Genomic DNA, 14820 nt, shown 5'->3' with positions numbered 1-14820 from the left:
TTGACGCGGAACCGGCCAAGTTAATTGACGCTAGATACGAATGCAAAAATGTATGCTTATGAGGTGGCTAGCGGTAGTTTATTGGCTGAAGCATCGCAATTTAAAATGGATTTAAAGCAAGATTTTAGCTGCGCCCAAGCGAAGATTCCAAAGGACAGCGATATACTTAAGCTTATTAATCAAGCGGCAACGACTGCACAAGGTCCGTTGGCTGAAGAGGTTGCTAAGGCAATTGAGGCGGACAAATAACAATGAATAAAAAAGAAGCGCGATAGTTCGCGCTCCTAAATTTTACATGTTTAGCTTAATAAAATTAATGCTTTTTAGCGTATTCCTCGGCTTGCTGCCATACTCTTAGTATATTGCCGCTTAAAATCTTTTTAATATCTTTGTCGCTGTAATCTCTGTCCATTAAACCTTGAACAAGATTAGGATAGCTCGACACATCTTTTAAGCCTCTTGGTAGTGAATCACCAACTCCGTCATAATCAGAGCCAATACCTACATAATCTATACCAATTAACTCAACTACGTGATCGATATGATCAAGCACTTGCTCAAGACTCGCAAATGGGTAGGGATTTTTAGCACGGTACGCAGCATCAAAATCTTTGGTTAATGTCGCCCCGTCTTTTTTAGCAGACTCTTTTGAGCTTTTTAATTGCTTACCCCAAGTGCCTGCTTTTGCAGTGACAAAGCTTGAACCAAAATTAATTTGAATTACCCCGCCGTTTTCTTTAAGCGCTAAGAGCATATCGTCATTCATATTACGCTCAAAGCCGGGGGTGTATTTGCGTAGTGATGAGTGCGACGCCACTACCGGTGTTTTAGACTGCTCTATTACTTGGTAAAAAGCATCATCAGAGATATGTGATACATCAATTAACATACCGATGTTGTTCATTTCAGTTACTAGCTTTTTACCGAATGGGCTGAGGCCTTTCCACTTACGGCGAATATCATAAGATGAGTCTGATATATGGTTGCTTTGTGAGTGGGCCAACGTAATGTAACGTATGCCACGGTCAAAAAAGTGTTGTAGATTTTTCATGTCGCCTTCAATTGGCGAGCCATTTTCCATACCCATAGCAATAGACAGTTTGCCTTGTTTAAACTGCTCTTTTATATCAGCGGTTGAGCTGGCAATTGCAAATTTGTCGGGTGCACGTAAAGCTATAGATTCCATACTATCAATCATTTGATTGGCGAGCTGATAGCTCTTCCCTTTACCTTCAAACTCTAAATGAGCAGGAATATATATTGACATAAACGGGGCGTTTAAACCGCCTTTCACAGCGCGAGGATAATCAAAATCGCCACCATCTGTCGCTTTGGTGACATCAACCCAGTTTTTATGAATACGGTACGGAACATCAATGTGAGTATCGATTAAAATGGTTTCGTGGGTCAGTTTTATCGCTTTTTCTGATGCGTCATATGTTTTTTGTTGTGCTTGTGCGCTTGCGTTGAGGGCAAGTGAAGCGACAATAACAATTGAGCTTAGTTTTATCATTTTTAATGGCTCTTAAAGTAAAAAAACATTGTGAGGTTTTATTGTGCAGCTGGCAAGTTTACTCGTTAAATTGCGCTTCGCTTTGCAGAGCTTCAAATTCACCTTTAGAGATAATAGTCACTGACTCGTGCAGCTCTGAAAAAAACACCATGGCTTCACCATTTTGTAATTGTTGATTAACCTGTGCAACTTTACTTTCAATGCTGAACTCTTGTTCGCCGTAATCGGTGCCTTCACGTAGCACATAGCTTTCGATTAAATTATATAAGGTATCTTTATCTAGCTGTTCGTGTGGGATGATCATAACGACTCTAATTGTTGCTTAAAATATTGCGGAATAGCGTGCTCTAACCAATAAACAGGTTTAAAAGGGTTGTTGCCACTAATAAATCCAACATGGCCGCCTTTCTCTGAGACGCGCAGCGTAACATGCTCACTTACTTCCTGCCTAGTCGGCACGGCTTTGATTGACAGCATGGGGTCATCTTTCGCGTGTATTAGCAATGTCGGTCTGGCTATTTTAATTAAGTAAGGTTTCGCGCTGGCTTGCTGGTAATAATCTTCAGCGCCTGAAAAACCGTGTAACGGTGCAGTAAGTTGATTGTCAAAATCCCATAGGTCATCGATATCAGCTAGTTGCTCGGGAGTTAGGGCTAGTTGTTGTTTTATTTGCGGGAGCTTGCGCGTCATTGATTGCTTCATACGATCGAGTAAATACTTTTGGTAAATCTTTGCTAAGCTTTTACGGATCACTTGGCATGACGCCGATAATTCATAAGGTGCAGATACTATCGCAGCGGCTTTGAGTAAACATTGTTCGCCTTGTTCACCTAAATATTTGGCCAATACATTTGCGCCCAGCGAGAAACCAACTGCAACCATCGGGCGATTAGGGAGTTGTTGTTTAAGGTGGCGGAGCAAAAAGTCTAAGTCGCCAGTTTCGCCACTGTGATAGGCGCGGGGTAAGCGGTTAGCCTCGGTTGAGCAGTTACGAAAGTGCATTAATACTACGCTAAAGCCTTGCTTTTTTAACGCCTTCATCATGCCTTTGGCATAAAAGCTATTAATATTACCCTCTAGTCCATGTAACACTATGGCAAGCGGCGTATTATCGTCTTTAGGAAGTGACCAAGCCAGTTCTAAAAAATCCCCATCGGGTGTATCAAGTAATTCTAATTGATAACGAGTTGCGTGAGATGGGCGAAAAAATCGTGGCATTATGGTTTGCACATGACGATTAGTCATCCACCACGCAGGCTTGAACTGTGAGATCATAAAGGGACTACGCACTTTGTAAAATTGAGGGTTAGTGTAACAAACTTTCTTTAAAGAGAAATAAAAAGCGCCTAATCAATAAATTGATTAGGCGCTTTAGTGCGTCGTGCTTAATGTGGTTGGTTAGGGAGTTTTGCTTCATGCACTTTTTTAATAAAAAAATACACAAAGAAAAGACATAAACTAATCACAACGCCCAAAAAACCAAATGATAAAAATAGTACTGGGTCGCTAAAAAAATCTCTGAAGAATATGTCCATAACCGCCTCCTAATGTCTATGAGTTAATCATAGGGTGGGTTGAATATGGTCGATATGATCGAGATCAAACAATTTTATTAAGTTGATAAGCAGCGAGATAGAAGTTGATTTGGATCAAAAAAGTTAAGTGAAGTTAGCGAGTTTGCAAGGGTAAAATTAGCAATAAAAGAGGTTAAAGTGAGATGCGGGCAATATTTCGGTATAAGTGGCTGCACCACCGAGGTTACAGAAGCGCTCTGCGATACTACCTGTAAGTTATAAATGTTTGGAATTAGTGACTACAACATAATTTAAAACCTTTTTACACAAAGAAAAAAGGATGAGCACGAATATAAATATATAAAGCTCATTCGCAGCTAAAACTAGCTCCTACAAGATTTGAACACGTGTAGAAGCTAGTTTTAGCCATGATTTACTTAGCACCTAGCCTATTTTCCTCTAAAGCGCAGCACCTATATACTATACAAGCCGAAAAGGTAACTTTACCATTTGTTATTATAACGCTAACTAGGCTAGTAGTTCCTTTCGGACGATGTCTGCGCCTGCGCTCAAGGCGTTTAGTTTGCCTCTTGCTGCTTGGCGAGATAGAGGGGCCATGCCGCAGTTGGTACAAGGGTAGAGTTTATCGGCATCTACAAATTGCAGTGCTTTTCGTAGAGTATTAGCGACTTCCTCTGGTGTTTCGATGGTATCGGTTGCAACGTCAATCGCGCCTACCATTACTTTTTTACCTCGAATGAGTTCAAGTAGTTCCATTGGAACATGCGAGTTGTGGCATTCTAATGAGATAATATCAATATTAGATTTTTGCAACTTGGGAAAAGCCTCTTCATATTGTCGCCATTCTGACCCCAACGTTTTTTTCCAATCTGTATTGGCTTTGATGCCATAGCCATAGCAAATATGTACGGCAGTTTCGCATTTAAGTCCTTCAATTGCTCTTTCTAAAGTCGCAATTCCCCAGTCATTTACCTCATCAAAAAAGACATTAAATGCGGGTTCATCAAACTGAATAATATCAACACCCGCCGCTTCCAATTCTTTGGCTTCTTGATTAAGAATTTTGGCAAATTCCCAAGCTAGTTTTTCGCGACTTTTATAATGGTCATCATAAAGTGTATCGATCATTGTCATGGGGCCAGGTAGGGCCCATTTTATAGGTTGCTTGGTTTGCTGACGTAAAAATTTGGCATCTTCAACAAAAACAGGTTTTTGGCGGGTAACAGGACCTACAACTGTCGGTACACTCGCATCGTAGCGATCACGAATTCTAACAGTTTGACGCTTCTCAAAATTAACGCCGTTTAGGTGCTCAATAAACGTCGTAACAAAATGTTGGCGTGTTTGTTCGCCATCACTGACAATATCAATACCAGCTTGTTGTTGCTCTTGTAACGATACGCGCAAGGCATCGTGTTTGCCCTCCGTTAATTGGTCATCTTGTAGTTTCCAAGGTGACCAAAGTGTCTCAGGCTCTGCAAGCCAAGAAGGTTTAGGCAAACTGCCAGCAGTTGAAGTCGGTAATATTGTTTTGTTAAGAAATGTTTTCATAATGAATAATGCCGTATATTTAGGATAATTATTAAACGTAGCTATAAAATGCAGCTATTAAGTGTAATTAGCAGACCATTGCTCAAGCACCGTTTGATGTGGATTTATAAAGTGCTTCTCAGTAAACTTCCCCTGTTCATTAGCTAATTGACTACGTTCAGTTCGATCATAAACAATTTGAGTTAATGAATGATCTAAGCTATTCAAGTTTGGTTGATAACACTTCCCTGCAGCAGCATTAGCATTATAAATTTCAGGTCTGTATATTTTTTGAAAAGTTTCCATTGTGCTAATGGTGCTAATAAGCTCAAGATGAGTGTAATCATTGAGTAAGTCACCAATAAAATGAAAAGCCAAAGGGGCAGCACTATTTGGCGGCATAAAGTAGCGAACCTGTAACCCCATTTTTTTGAAATATTGCTCAGTCAACGAAGATTCAGTTGGCTGGTATTCAACGCCCAATATAGGATGCTGATTTTCAGTCTGATGGTAGGTTTTTTTATCCGAAACACTGAGGCATATAACCGGTGGTTTATTAAAGTTTTCACGGTAAGCGCTCGAATTTAAGAATGATTTAAATATATTTCCATGCAGTTCTCCAAAGTTATCTGGAATGCTAAATTTGGGCTGATTTTTATTATGGTTTTGCAGTAATACGCTAAAATCATAGTCGCGCACATAAGAAGAAAAATTATTCCCTACAATACCTTCAATGCGCTTGTTTGTTTTATGATCAACAATATTTGTTTTTAATACTTCTATAGATGGGAAGGTATCACCACGGCCTTCAATATCTATATCAACGGAAATGATTTCAAGTTCTACGCTGTAACGCTCTCCTTTTTGGTTATCCCAATGCGCCAAAGCATTAAAACGATTATCAATCATCTTTAAGGCATTGCGCAGGTTTGCTTGGCGGTAGGTTCCTCTAGCCAAATTAGCAAAGTTGGTCGTAATGCGCGTATTGTCTGACGGGTGATAGTTTTCATCGAGGCTAGTGCTCTTAATCGTAAATATAAAATCTTTCATTGTGATCTGGTATCCAATTTCTGATATAAAACCTGCATTATTTATACGTGGATTGGTAGATGAATAAAAATGGTTTTATTTCACTTAAAACATGAACCACATTCATTATTCATTTTAAGTGAGCACTCCTAATTAGAATTTACTCACGATATCGGATGAAAATATAAAAAGCCTGACTTGGTAATCTAAACGTCTAGACCTCCAAAATGGTAAGATGTATTTATTTCATATAAAGTATGAGGAATATTCAGGCGTTATCGCAGTTTAAAGTATGCATGGGCGCCATTTATATTAGTATATTTGTGCTGAATGTAGTGGAACTTTAAATAGCTGTTATTAAACAGTGGTTTAGGTTGTGTTTTCCATCAAGTTAGGTGGTCACCGTTGCAATTGCAACGTCACTGGTATCGATATTATTTACATCAACTTTTTCAGCAATTGCTTATCTTTAAAATGGCAATGTATCCTGGAAATTAGCCTCTTGGGTTATGGCGGGAGTTGCCCTAGGTGCTCTTATTAGTGGTTTTATGCTAGCACGGTTACCAGAAAAGTTGTTCGCTTAGTGTTTTGTGTAAGTGTGGAATTCAGTGTGGTCAAGGGTGTTTTACAGCAGTACCAAAAGAAGCTCTATAATTGAACGTTAAATGCCTAATAAAGGCCTATTGACGATATTAAAGGTGGGCTGTCTATCATGAGCGGTACAGGTGGCGGCACTCTATTAGTGCCATTATTGAGCTTTTCTCTGATCCGTACCTAAAGCCAGATCCTACAAGACTTGAATGTCCATATATAAAGCGCTGTTATTTGGAGTTGAGCAAGGTGTTAAGTTAAATTCATTCACAACATCAATCAGCATTTGTTGTTGTTGTTTTTCGAGCTTGAGTTCGGCGCTTAGCAGCTCTTTGCGAATGTTACTGTAATCGCTAATCGCTGCTTGATTAGCTTTAAGGTGAGCGCGGGCGGCGCGTAGTGGTTGCATTACGTTTTGATCAAGCTTGCTTATCGTTGCGACTAAAATATTTAACTGTTTTCTGTCAGTTTTCAGCCCTAGAGAATCTAAGTAATGTAGCAACAAGCATAAGTTTACGTTTTTACCCTGCTTGTTTTGTAAAGCAAGTAAGGTTTGTTGGTGCTCACGCTGTTCATAAAAAGAACAAGAAAATTGCCAAAAGTCATTACTATTAAGTAAGTTCATCGGCAAAGGCCTGTTCTTTTTCTTCAAGTTCTTCGAGTGCCATCAATAGCTCCTCTTCGATGTCATTAAGCTTTGGCGTTAATGTGGCTTGTTTGCCTAGTAGTTCTTTTAATTTGGCTTTGTTATCGTCGTTGTAAAGCTCATTATCACCAAGCGCTTCTTCGACTTCACTAAGCTCTGCGGAGTGCTTATCGAGTTGTTTTTCAAGCTTTTCAATTTGTTTTTTAAGTGGTTGAGTGTTTTTCCTGAATTCGGCTTCTAGGCGCTTTTGTTCTTTACGGTTAACTTGTGAGTTGGCTTTTGGCTCATCGTCAGCTTGGTTTACCTTAGCGGCTTCTTTATTGGCATTGAGTAGCCATTGATAATACTCGTCTAAATCGTAACCAAATTGAGTTACCTCGCCGCTATCGACTAAGTAAAACTCATCGGCGGTATTTTTAAGCATGTGACGGTCATGGGATACCGTGACCATTGCGCCTTCAAAACTTTGTAATGCCATGACCAGTGCGTGGCGCATTTCTAAATCAAGGTGATTAGTTGGCTCATCTAGTAACAATAAGTTTGGTTTTTGATAAACCAATATAGCTAATACTAAACGGGCTTTTTCACCGCCTGAAAATGGGGCTACCGGTTCAAGGGCTTTGTCGCCAATGAAGGCAAAACCACCTAAGAAGTCGCGCAGTGATTGTTCGCTTGCTTGTGGGTTTAAGCGTTGAATATGGGTGATCGCACTCGCTTTTAAATCCAGTGATTCAAGCTGATGCTGAGCAAAGTAACCTACACTTAAACCTTGATGCTGAAATACTTCACCGGCTTGTGGTGCAAGCTCTCCGGCGAGTAATTTAATTAGCGTCGACTTACCTGCGCCATTACGACCCAATAAAGCAATACGGCTACCCGGCACGAGGTTTAACTTAATGCTATTTAAAATGGTGGTATCACCATAACCTGCCTTGGCTTTATCTAAGCTCATAAGTGGATTAGGCAGCGCTAAAGGCTCGGCAAACTCAAAACTAAATGGTGAGTCAACATGAGCTGGAGCAAGCTTTTCCATGCGCTCTAGGGCTTTAACGCGGCTTTGCGCTTGTTTGGCCTTGGTGGCTTTTGCTTTAAAGCGGGTGATGAACTGTTCAAGGTGCGCTATTTGATCTTGTTGTTTTTCAAACATAGCTTGCTGTTGCAATAGACGTTCGGCCTTTTGGCGCTCAAACTGTGAGTAGTGACCTTTGTAAACGTTGATTTTTTGTTTGTCGATATGCCAAATTTGGTCGATAACGGCATCTAAAAACTCACGGTCGTGTGAAATAAGCACTAAGGTGCCGGTGTAGGCGCGTAAAAAACGCTCAAGCCAATAAACGGCGTCCAAATCTAAGTGGTTAGTTGGCTCATCTAGCAGTAGTAAGTCTGCATCGCGAATAAGCGCTTGGGCTAAGTTTAAACGCATACGCCAACCACCCGAAAAGTCACTAACTGGGTTTTCTATAAGGTGATTGGCAAACCCTAAACCATGTAACAGTTCACCGGCTTTGGCTTCAATGTTATAACCTTGAATGTTCTCAAGGCCAATATGTGCTTTGGCTTGTGCGTCACCATCGTTATTTTTTTCAGCTTCGCGAAGCGCAATACGTAGCGCATAATATTTGGGGTGACCTTGTAGCACGTAGTCAATGGCGCTGATATCAAGTGCTGGGGTTTCTTGCTTAACTGAGGCAATAGACCAGTCTTTAGGAATGTGGCAATTGCCAGCATCCAATTGTAGTTCAGATTTTAATAAACTAAATAGCGTTGATTTACCACAGCCGTTAGGGCCAACAAGGCCTACCTTGTGTTCTGGAAACAAGGTTGCAGATGCATCTTTTAGCAGTGCTTTACCGCCGCGAAGTAGTTCTATTTCTGAAATCTGGATCATGAATGCGTTACTTTTCTAAGCCTTAATTTAATTGCCGACATCATAGCACGGAAGCTGACCTGTATTTCAATTGTCGGCGTATCAACCTTGAGGTTTATGCGTTAAAATAACGCAAGGCAAAGAGCAGGACATGGGAATTAAAGTTGTGAGACAAAAAAAGCGGTTTATAGCAGGGGCATCATGCCCAGAATGTAAAACGATGGATACAATGATGCTATACAAAGAGAATGATGTAGAAAAAGTTGAGTGCGTAAAGTGCGGCCATAAAATGACCCAACCAGATCAGGCTGTGCAAGCCTCAACACGCCAATTTGAGCAAGTTATTGGCGTGTTTAAACCGGGCGATTAATATCCACTAGCTGTATTAATAATGTGGCGGAGGTGGCTCTGGCATTTGTGACATCAACGAGGGAGATGATTGCGACTCTTTAACCTTCTCTGCTAACAGTTCTGTTTGGCGCTTCATTTTTGCTAGCAATTGTTGGTGTGCTTTTAGCTCATCGTTAAGTATTTCAATAGTATCGTCTTGAAAAGCCACTTTAGCTTCAAGTTCGGTTAAGCGATTTTCAATCGTGTTCATTTGTTTCTCTTATAATAATGAGTAGGTTACGTTGACCTTTCAGGATTAAAATTTGTTCAATCTAGGGGCGATTTAATCGCAACGCGAGATTTGTAAACTCGTGAGTTAAGTAAATAACAGAGTGATTACTTATCTACCGCAGTTAGTTTAAAGCGCTCTGCAATACCACTGGAGCTTTCGGTTAGTAGCTGGGTTTCGTTGTCCGTAAAAGCCACATCAAGCACCACTGCCGATTTAGGCCGACTCCCTTCGCGGGGGGCAACCAGCCAGCTTTGAATTTTTTTACCACTGGGTAACTGCCATAAATCGACTAATCGATTTGGTGAACCTGTTACCAGTAAATTACCTGCTTGATTAAAGCGTACCGCAGTAAAAATTTTCTGGCGAGCAATATACTCCAGTTTACCAACAAGGTCACCTGTAGTCAGCTGCCATACATGTGCTTGTGCCATACTATCGGCGGTAAAGGCATAGCGACCTTGCGGATCAAGTGCTACTTGCGTCACCCTACTTGGATGATTAAAGCGGTGAGTAACTTGACCGGTGCGGGTATCCCAAAAGTAGGCTGCGTAATCGTTAGAACCACTCAAGGCAAAGTTTCCGTTAGGTGATAAATCAACCACGTTAATTTTTTCTTGATGACCCAGAAACTCAATGCGTCTGCCGGTTGTTAAATTTAGATACACCACTACATTATCGCTACGCCCGTACAAAACACTTTGGCCTTGATTACTTATGGCGATATCGCGAATCGTGGCGGTTTTTATTTTGTAATAGCCGGTATTTTTACCTGTGGTGACATCCCATATTGCAAAAGTGGTTTTTTCAGCGGTGACGGCGTGGCTATCATCAAACGAAAAAGCCACGGTATGTACCAAGCTTTCTTCATTTGGTTGTTGAAACCATTGGTACTTTAACACCTGCTGTTGATTATCCCACAGAGCGACCCCATGGTGTATAGAGGAAATGATGCTGTATTTGCCATCATGTGATACCGCAGAGGCAAATGAGCCTTTTGCTGAATGTTCATAGCTGGCTATTGCATCTTCTTTAGGGCCTGTGCAGGATACTAATAAGGTACAGCTCAGGAGATACAAAAAAGTACGAAATATCGACATATTACAGGTATTTCCCCTTAACTCTTAGTGATTGAGAGGTTAGACTAGGTGCTGTTGAAGGCCTAGGTTGTTTGTCTAATCACTTGTGCTAATTAGTGTAGCGAACAAAATAGAATTAGTTATTAAACAAGCAGCCTACCATAGTAGGCCGCCAATCATTAACTAGTAATAATACAATAAATGACAACTGCAAAGTATGTCGGAGATTTAAAAATGAGAAAGACGATTAAATTGTCATTGATTGCAGCTTCAGTTTTAGCGCTAACAGCTTGTAATCAAGAAGCAAAAAAAGAACAGCAAGCTGAAGTTAAACTTGAGACTGAAGTACAGCAACAGGCTTATGGTATTGGTGCATCTGTAGGTAGCTTTTTAAATAAAGACTTAGCAGAGAAAAAAGAGTTAGGTGTTGAGCTTGACCAAACATTACTTATTCGTGGTTTTGAAGATGCACTTGCAGGCAACTCAAAAATCGACGAAGAAAAAATTCGCGAAATATTAACTACACTTGATACATCAATACGTGCAAAGCAAGAAGCACAAGCTAAAATTGAGTCAGAAAAAAGTAAAGCTGAAGGTGAAAAATACCTAGCTGAGAACGCTACAAAAGAAGGCGTTACGGTTACTGATTCAGGCTTACAATACGAAGTAATTACTGAAGGCGACGGCGAAAAGCCAGTAGCGACAGATGTAGTTAAAGTACATTACAAAGGCACTTTATTAGACGGTACAACGTTTGATAGCTCTTATGAACGTGACGAGCCAACAACTTTCCCGCTTAATCGCGTAATTGCGGGTTGGACTGAAGGTTTACAGCTTATGAATGTGGGTTCTAAATATAAATTTACAATCCCATCAGAGATTGCTTATGGCGAGCGTGACCTAGGTAAAATTCCAGCTAACTCAACACTTATTTTTGAAGTAGAACTACTTGAAATTCAAGACGAAGAGCAAGCAGAAGCTGTAGAGTAACTTTTACTCTACAGAAAAAAGGGGCTAATTAGCCCCTTTTTTGTGCGTGCGATTTTGAATTAGCTAAATGCAGACTCTTTCATGGTTAATGTACCTGCATCGGCATTTAGGGTTATTTGTGTGCCCACGGGTAATATAAATTGACGTTTAATATGGCCAATCATCGCTCCCCGATAGGCTGGAATACCTAATGGCTTTATGTAATCAGCAAGAATCTCGTCAAGAGTTAATGAGCCATAACCATTGCCTGGGCTGCAATCGTTGCAATCACCAAATACAAAACCGGCAATTTTATCAAGCGCACCCATTAGCTTTAAAGTACTAAGCATGCGATCTATACGATAGGGTGCTTCATCGATATCTTCTAAAAATAAAATAGCGCCCTCAAAATCAGGTAAGTATTCAGATCCTGCCAATGCGGTTAGTACGGTTAAGTTTCCGCCAATAAGGCGGCCTGTTACTTCACCTGGCGTAATTGTTTGCGTTAAGTATTGACTATTAATTAGCTCATTTTCACCTTTAGGTAAGTTACTAAAGTGCATGCGCTTTTGCTGTTCAAACATATTTTCAAATTGCTGTACATGGTACGGATTCCAGTCACTTGATGCGTTAGGACCATGGAAGCTTACAATACCTGCCTTAGCAAGTAGCGCATTATGCAGCGCTGTGATATCAGAGTAGCCCATTAATGGTTTAGCGTTAGCGCGGATCAATTCGTAATCAAGTAAAGGTAAAATACGCGCAGCGCCTGAGCCTCCTCTTAAGCAAAAAATAGCATCAACACTACTATCGGAAAATAAAGCATTTAGATCGCCTGCTCGTTGGGCATCTGTGCCCGCTAAGTGTCCACGGCGAGCCATAATATTAGGAGCTAATTTGGCTTCATAACCTAGAGCCTCAATAATTTGTGTGGCAAAAACAATGTCTTTTTGATTCGAAGTTGCTGCTGACGTGCTTACTACACCAATGGTGCCTTTTTTTGGTAATGGGCTCGGTTTTTTTAAAGTGAGTGTTTTCGAGCTTGATAAGTCAACAGCGTGAGCGCCATTGCTAGCGAGCAATCCGGCACTAATTAATGATACTGACTTTAAAAATGTACGTTTATTCATAGTCTAGGCTCTTATGGTTTTAATGCACTATTAGCCTATAATTACAGCATTAAAATAAATATTACAAATTTTTGGGATTGTTAGGAATATTTGATTATTTTGTTTGCGCAGGTAATGTTATTAAATATGATATAAAACGAATAAGGAAGCGAGCGCTCCCTTATTATTAAAACCAATATTTACTTTTCGGTATGGTTTGAATATAAGTTATCAATTAACTCATCTTCTAACTCAAAGCGTAGCTCAAGTGCTTCGCCAAGTTTAGAAAGGTCATTATCAAACTCATTTAGTAAATCGTCTTTGCTAACTTCAGCGTATTTATCGTTAAAGTCTAAGGCAATATCTGTGGTGTCTGTAATTCGCGGATAAAGCGAATTAGCAAGCTCTTGGCTTTCTGGGCCACGATTTTTACACGCATTGGCTATATCATCATAAACTTCAAAATGGCCGGCAGATAAGTAATCCATCAGAATTTGGCAAAAGCTTTGAATCTGTAACTGTTCAGGCAAGACGTGCTCTTTTTTCTCGTACGGGGAAAAACCGGCAATTCTGCAATATAAAACCAGTAATTCTTGGCGCTCTGTTAGCCAATTATCAATAATTGAGTGGCTACCACCCCATTTTTCTTGAGCTTTCTCCAAACGCGTCAGCATTATTAATCTCCTTAGCTGGGTTGGTTTCCTCTCTATAAGAGGGAAATATGGCCTAAAGATCAACCTATATTTAATAAAGAATAGGTGATTATTTATAAAGTAATTGATTAATAACAGAGTTTTTTTTGTTTGTCGATACTTGCAAGCTGTTAATTTTAGGCAAGAAAAAACCACCATAAATGGTGGTTTAATTTCTTTTCCATGACTTGTTAAAACAAGCTTTCTTATTGTTATGGGAAGATTATATTTATTATTGTTATAAAACTTTTATTGTTATTATTTTTAACGCAGGACAAGTTATACCAAGGTTTTTGTTTTGTTGCAAATTTATTAATGAAAAATATTTATTTGTTATTTTTTATTGCATCTTTTTTAAGCAGGTTAGGAAAGTTGTTGATCTGTATCTATCTATATCGTTTTTACAGTTATAGCGATAGAGCGCTATGTAATATGGTGATACAATCTACGCAATTTATTTAGCTTTAGGATCTTTTACGCATGAGCGAATTAAAAAATGACCGTTATTTACGTGCACTAGAAAAACAGCCTGTTGATGTAACACCGGTATGGATGATGCGCCAAGCTGGGCGTTATTTACCAGAATATCGTGCTACACGTGCACAAGCGGGCGATTTTATGAGCCTGTGTAGAAATGCTGAGTTGGCTTGTGAAGTAACTTTACAGCCATTACGCCGTTATCCATTAGACGCCGCAATTTTATTTAGCGATATTTTAACCATTCCAGATGCAATGGGCTTAGGTCTATACTTTGAAACAGGCGAAGGTCCTAAATTCGAACGCCCAATTTCGTCATTGGCAGATGTGAAAAAAATTCCAAAGCTAGATCCAACCGATGAACTTGGTTACGTGATGAACGCCGTAAGTACTATTCGCCGCGAGCTTAAAGGCGAAGTACCATTAATTGGTTTTTCGGGTTCACCGTGGACACTTGCCACTTATATGGTTGAAGGCGGCAGCAGTAAAGTTTTTGGTAAAATCAAAAAAATGGCTTTCGCAGAACCGCAAACACTGCATTTATTACTCGATAAGCTGGCAGATTCGGTAATTGATTACTTAAACGCACAGGTTAAAGCTGGTGCGCAGTCATTGATGGTCTTTGACTCATGGGGCGGAGTGCTTAGCCCACGTGATTACAACGAGTTTTCATTACAGTATATGCATAAAATTGTAGACGGGTTAATTCGCGAATACGATGGTCGTAAAGTACCTGTAACTTTATTTACTAAAAATGGTGGTCAATGGATTGAAGCAATTGCGGCAACAGGTTGCGATGCTATTGGTCTTGATTGGACTATCAATATTAGCGACGCTAAACGTCGTGTAGGCGACAAAGTTGCATTGCAAGGTAATATGGATCCATCCATGCTTCATGGTACGCCAGAGCGTATTCGCCAAGAAGTAGGCACTATTTTAGAAGACTTTGGTACGGGCAATGGTCATGTGTTCAACTTAGGTCACGGTATTACACCAGATGTAAACCCAGAAAATGCTGGTGTATTCATTAATGCCGTACATGAGCTTAGTGCGCAATATCATAAGTAAGCATTGTAAGTAACTGCATTATAGACAATGGTTTGGCACAAAAATTAAAAAGCCCACTTAGTGATATGAAGTGGGCTTTTTGCTGTTCAAATAAAG

General features: G+C 40.0%; 15 protein-coding genes and 1 pseudogene. 5 read left to right on the top strand and 11 right to left on the bottom strand.

The features are described from left to right. The first annotated feature begins 24 nt into the window (after positions 1-24). Positions 25-249 carry a hypothetical protein gene (locus ACT3S9_RS15385; RefSeq protein ID WP_444751062.1) on the top strand — a complete coding sequence of 75 codons (225 nt, stop codon included), beginning with the start codon at positions 25-27 and terminating at the stop codon, positions 247-249. 64 nt (positions 250-313) lie between these two features. Here the strand turns inward: ACT3S9_RS15385 and ACT3S9_RS15380 are convergent, their stop codons facing one another. The 5 genes from ACT3S9_RS15380 to ACT3S9_RS15360 form a co-directional block, all read right to left on the bottom strand. Beyond that, the gene (locus ACT3S9_RS15380; RefSeq protein WP_444751061.1) at positions 314-1513 is read right to left on the bottom strand and encodes a dipeptidase; all 1200 of its coding nucleotides are present in this window, start codon (positions 1511-1513) and stop codon (positions 314-316) included. Positions 1514-1571: 58 nt separating this feature from the next. Continuing rightward, the gene (locus ACT3S9_RS15375; protein WP_444751060.1) at positions 1572-1817 is read right to left on the bottom strand and encodes a YheU family protein; all 246 of its coding nucleotides are present in this window, start codon (positions 1815-1817) and stop codon (positions 1572-1574) included. Continuing rightward, positions 1814-2788 carry a hydrolase gene (locus ACT3S9_RS15370; RefSeq protein WP_444751059.1) on the bottom strand — a complete coding sequence of 325 codons (975 nt, stop codon included), beginning with the start codon at positions 2786-2788 and terminating at the stop codon, positions 1814-1816. The genes ACT3S9_RS15375 and ACT3S9_RS15370 overlap by 4 nt, the downstream gene beginning before the upstream one ends. A gap of 767 nt (positions 2789-3555) precedes the next feature. After that, positions 3556-4599 (bottom strand): methionine synthase, encoded by a 1044-nt coding sequence (locus tag ACT3S9_RS15365; protein ID WP_441834962.1) that lies wholly within the window; start codon positions 4597-4599, stop codon positions 3556-3558. Between the two features lie 57 nt (positions 4600-4656). Continuing rightward, positions 4657-5628: a DUF1852 domain-containing protein gene (locus ACT3S9_RS15360; protein ID WP_441993079.1), complete on the bottom strand. Its 972-nt coding sequence runs from the start codon at positions 5626-5628 to the stop codon at positions 4657-4659. Between the two features lie 374 nt (positions 5629-6002). Between ACT3S9_RS15360 and ACT3S9_RS15355 the strand changes: the two are divergent. Next, positions 6003-6367, top strand: a pseudogene (locus ACT3S9_RS15355) (TSUP family transporter); the annotation flags it as partial. Between the two features lie 27 nt (positions 6368-6394). On the opposite strand, the gene ACT3S9_RS15350 reads toward ACT3S9_RS15355, so the two are convergent. Then, positions 6395-6823: a TIGR02444 family protein gene (locus ACT3S9_RS15350; protein WP_444751058.1), complete on the bottom strand. Its 429-nt coding sequence runs from the start codon at positions 6821-6823 to the stop codon at positions 6395-6397. Further along, the gene (locus tag ACT3S9_RS15345; protein ID WP_444751057.1) at positions 6810-8732 is read right to left on the bottom strand and encodes an ATP-binding cassette domain-containing protein; all 1923 of its coding nucleotides are present in this window, start codon (positions 8730-8732) and stop codon (positions 6810-6812) included. The genes ACT3S9_RS15350 and ACT3S9_RS15345 overlap by 14 nt, the downstream gene beginning before the upstream one ends. Before the next feature lie 145 nt (positions 8733-8877). On the opposite strand from ACT3S9_RS15345, the gene ACT3S9_RS15340 reads away from it, so the two are divergent. Beyond that, positions 8878-9081 carry a YheV family putative zinc ribbon protein gene (locus tag ACT3S9_RS15340; RefSeq protein WP_441834959.1) on the top strand — a complete coding sequence of 68 codons (204 nt, stop codon included), beginning with the start codon at positions 8878-8880 and terminating at the stop codon, positions 9079-9081. Between the two features lie 15 nt (positions 9082-9096). On the opposite strand, the gene ACT3S9_RS15335 is transcribed toward ACT3S9_RS15340, so the two are convergent. Together ACT3S9_RS15335 and ACT3S9_RS15330 are read right to left on the bottom strand one after the other, a co-directional pair. Continuing rightward, entirely contained in the window at positions 9097-9312 is a 216-nt protein-coding gene (locus ACT3S9_RS15335) for a SlyX family protein (protein ID WP_444751056.1), read from the bottom strand. A gap of 125 nt (positions 9313-9437) precedes the next feature. Beyond that, the gene (locus ACT3S9_RS15330) at positions 9438-10430 is read right to left on the bottom strand and encodes a WD40 repeat domain-containing protein (protein WP_444751055.1); all 993 of its coding nucleotides are present in this window, start codon (positions 10428-10430) and stop codon (positions 9438-9440) included. Between the two features lie 213 nt (positions 10431-10643). On the opposite strand from ACT3S9_RS15330, the gene fkpA reads away from it, so the two are divergent. After that, complete coding sequence (gene fkpA / locus ACT3S9_RS15325; protein ID WP_441993076.1) at positions 10644-11399, top strand: FKBP-type peptidyl-prolyl cis-trans isomerase; 756 nt, start codon at positions 10644-10646, stop codon at positions 11397-11399. A gap of 59 nt (positions 11400-11458) precedes the next feature. Here fkpA and ACT3S9_RS15320 read toward each other — a convergent pair whose 3' ends face one another. Then, the gene (locus ACT3S9_RS15320; RefSeq protein WP_444751054.1) at positions 11459-12508 is read right to left on the bottom strand and encodes a S66 peptidase family protein; all 1050 of its coding nucleotides are present in this window, start codon (positions 12506-12508) and stop codon (positions 11459-11461) included. Positions 12509-12687: 179 nt separating this feature from the next. Next, complete coding sequence (gene rsd / locus ACT3S9_RS15315) at positions 12688-13161, bottom strand: sigma D regulator (RefSeq protein WP_441834954.1); 474 nt, start codon at positions 13159-13161, stop codon at positions 12688-12690. A gap of 498 nt (positions 13162-13659) precedes the next feature. Here rsd and hemE point away from each other — a divergent pair, with 498 nt between their 5' ends. Further along, complete coding sequence (hemE, locus tag ACT3S9_RS15310; protein ID WP_444751053.1) at positions 13660-14724, top strand: uroporphyrinogen decarboxylase; 1065 nt, start codon at positions 13660-13662, stop codon at positions 14722-14724. The last annotated feature ends 96 nt before the right edge of the window (positions 14725-14820 follow it).

Origin of the sequence: Pseudoalteromonas sp. AOP31-A2-14, assembly GCF_052378035.1 — a bacterium.
In the GTDB taxonomy this organism is placed as follows: Bacteria; Pseudomonadota; Gammaproteobacteria; order Enterobacterales; family Alteromonadaceae; genus Pseudoalteromonas.
Note: the sequence above shows the minus strand (reverse complement) of the source record. Positions and strands in the feature narration are given on the sequence as shown.

Bases quoted from the DNA above. Each gene is read 5' to 3' on its own strand.
- ACT3S9_RS15370 (WP_444751059.1), bottom strand. From the start codon at position 2,788: ATGATCTCACAGTTCAAGCCTGCGTGGTGGATGACTAATCGTCATGTG.
- rsd (WP_441834954.1), bottom strand. From the start codon at position 13,161: ATGCTGACGCGTTTGGAGAAAGCTCAAGAAAAATGGGGTGGTAGCCAC.
- ACT3S9_RS15335 (WP_444751056.1), bottom strand. From the start codon at position 9,312: ATGAACACGATTGAAAATCGCTTAACCGAACTTGAAGCTAAAGTGGCT.
- ACT3S9_RS15330 (WP_444751055.1), bottom strand. From the start codon at position 10,430: ATGTCGATATTTCGTACTTTTTTGTATCTCCTGAGCTGTACCTTATTA.
- hemE (WP_444751053.1), top strand. From the start codon at position 13,660: ATGAGCGAATTAAAAAATGACCGTTATTTACGTGCACTAGAAAAACAG.
- ACT3S9_RS15320 (WP_444751054.1), bottom strand. From the start codon at position 12,508: ATGAATAAACGTACATTTTTAAAGTCAGTATCATTAATTAGTGCCGGA.
- fkpA (WP_441993076.1), top strand. From the start codon at position 10,644: ATGAGAAAGACGATTAAATTGTCATTGATTGCAGCTTCAGTTTTAGCG.
- ACT3S9_RS15375 (WP_444751060.1), bottom strand. From the start codon at position 1,817: ATGATCATCCCACACGAACAGCTAGATAAAGATACCTTATATAATTTA.
- ACT3S9_RS15380 (WP_444751061.1), bottom strand. From the start codon at position 1,513: ATGATAAAACTAAGCTCAATTGTTATTGTCGCTTCACTTGCCCTCAAC.
- ACT3S9_RS15365 (WP_441834962.1), bottom strand. From the start codon at position 4,599: ATGAAAACATTTCTTAACAAAACAATATTACCGACTTCAACTGCTGGC.
- ACT3S9_RS15350 (WP_444751058.1), bottom strand. From the start codon at position 6,823: ATGAACTTACTTAATAGTAATGACTTTTGGCAATTTTCTTGTTCTTTT.
- ACT3S9_RS15345 (WP_444751057.1), bottom strand. From the start codon at position 8,732: ATGATCCAGATTTCAGAAATAGAACTACTTCGCGGCGGTAAAGCACTG.
- ACT3S9_RS15360 (WP_441993079.1), bottom strand. From the start codon at position 5,628: ATGAAAGATTTTATATTTACGATTAAGAGCACTAGCCTCGATGAAAAC.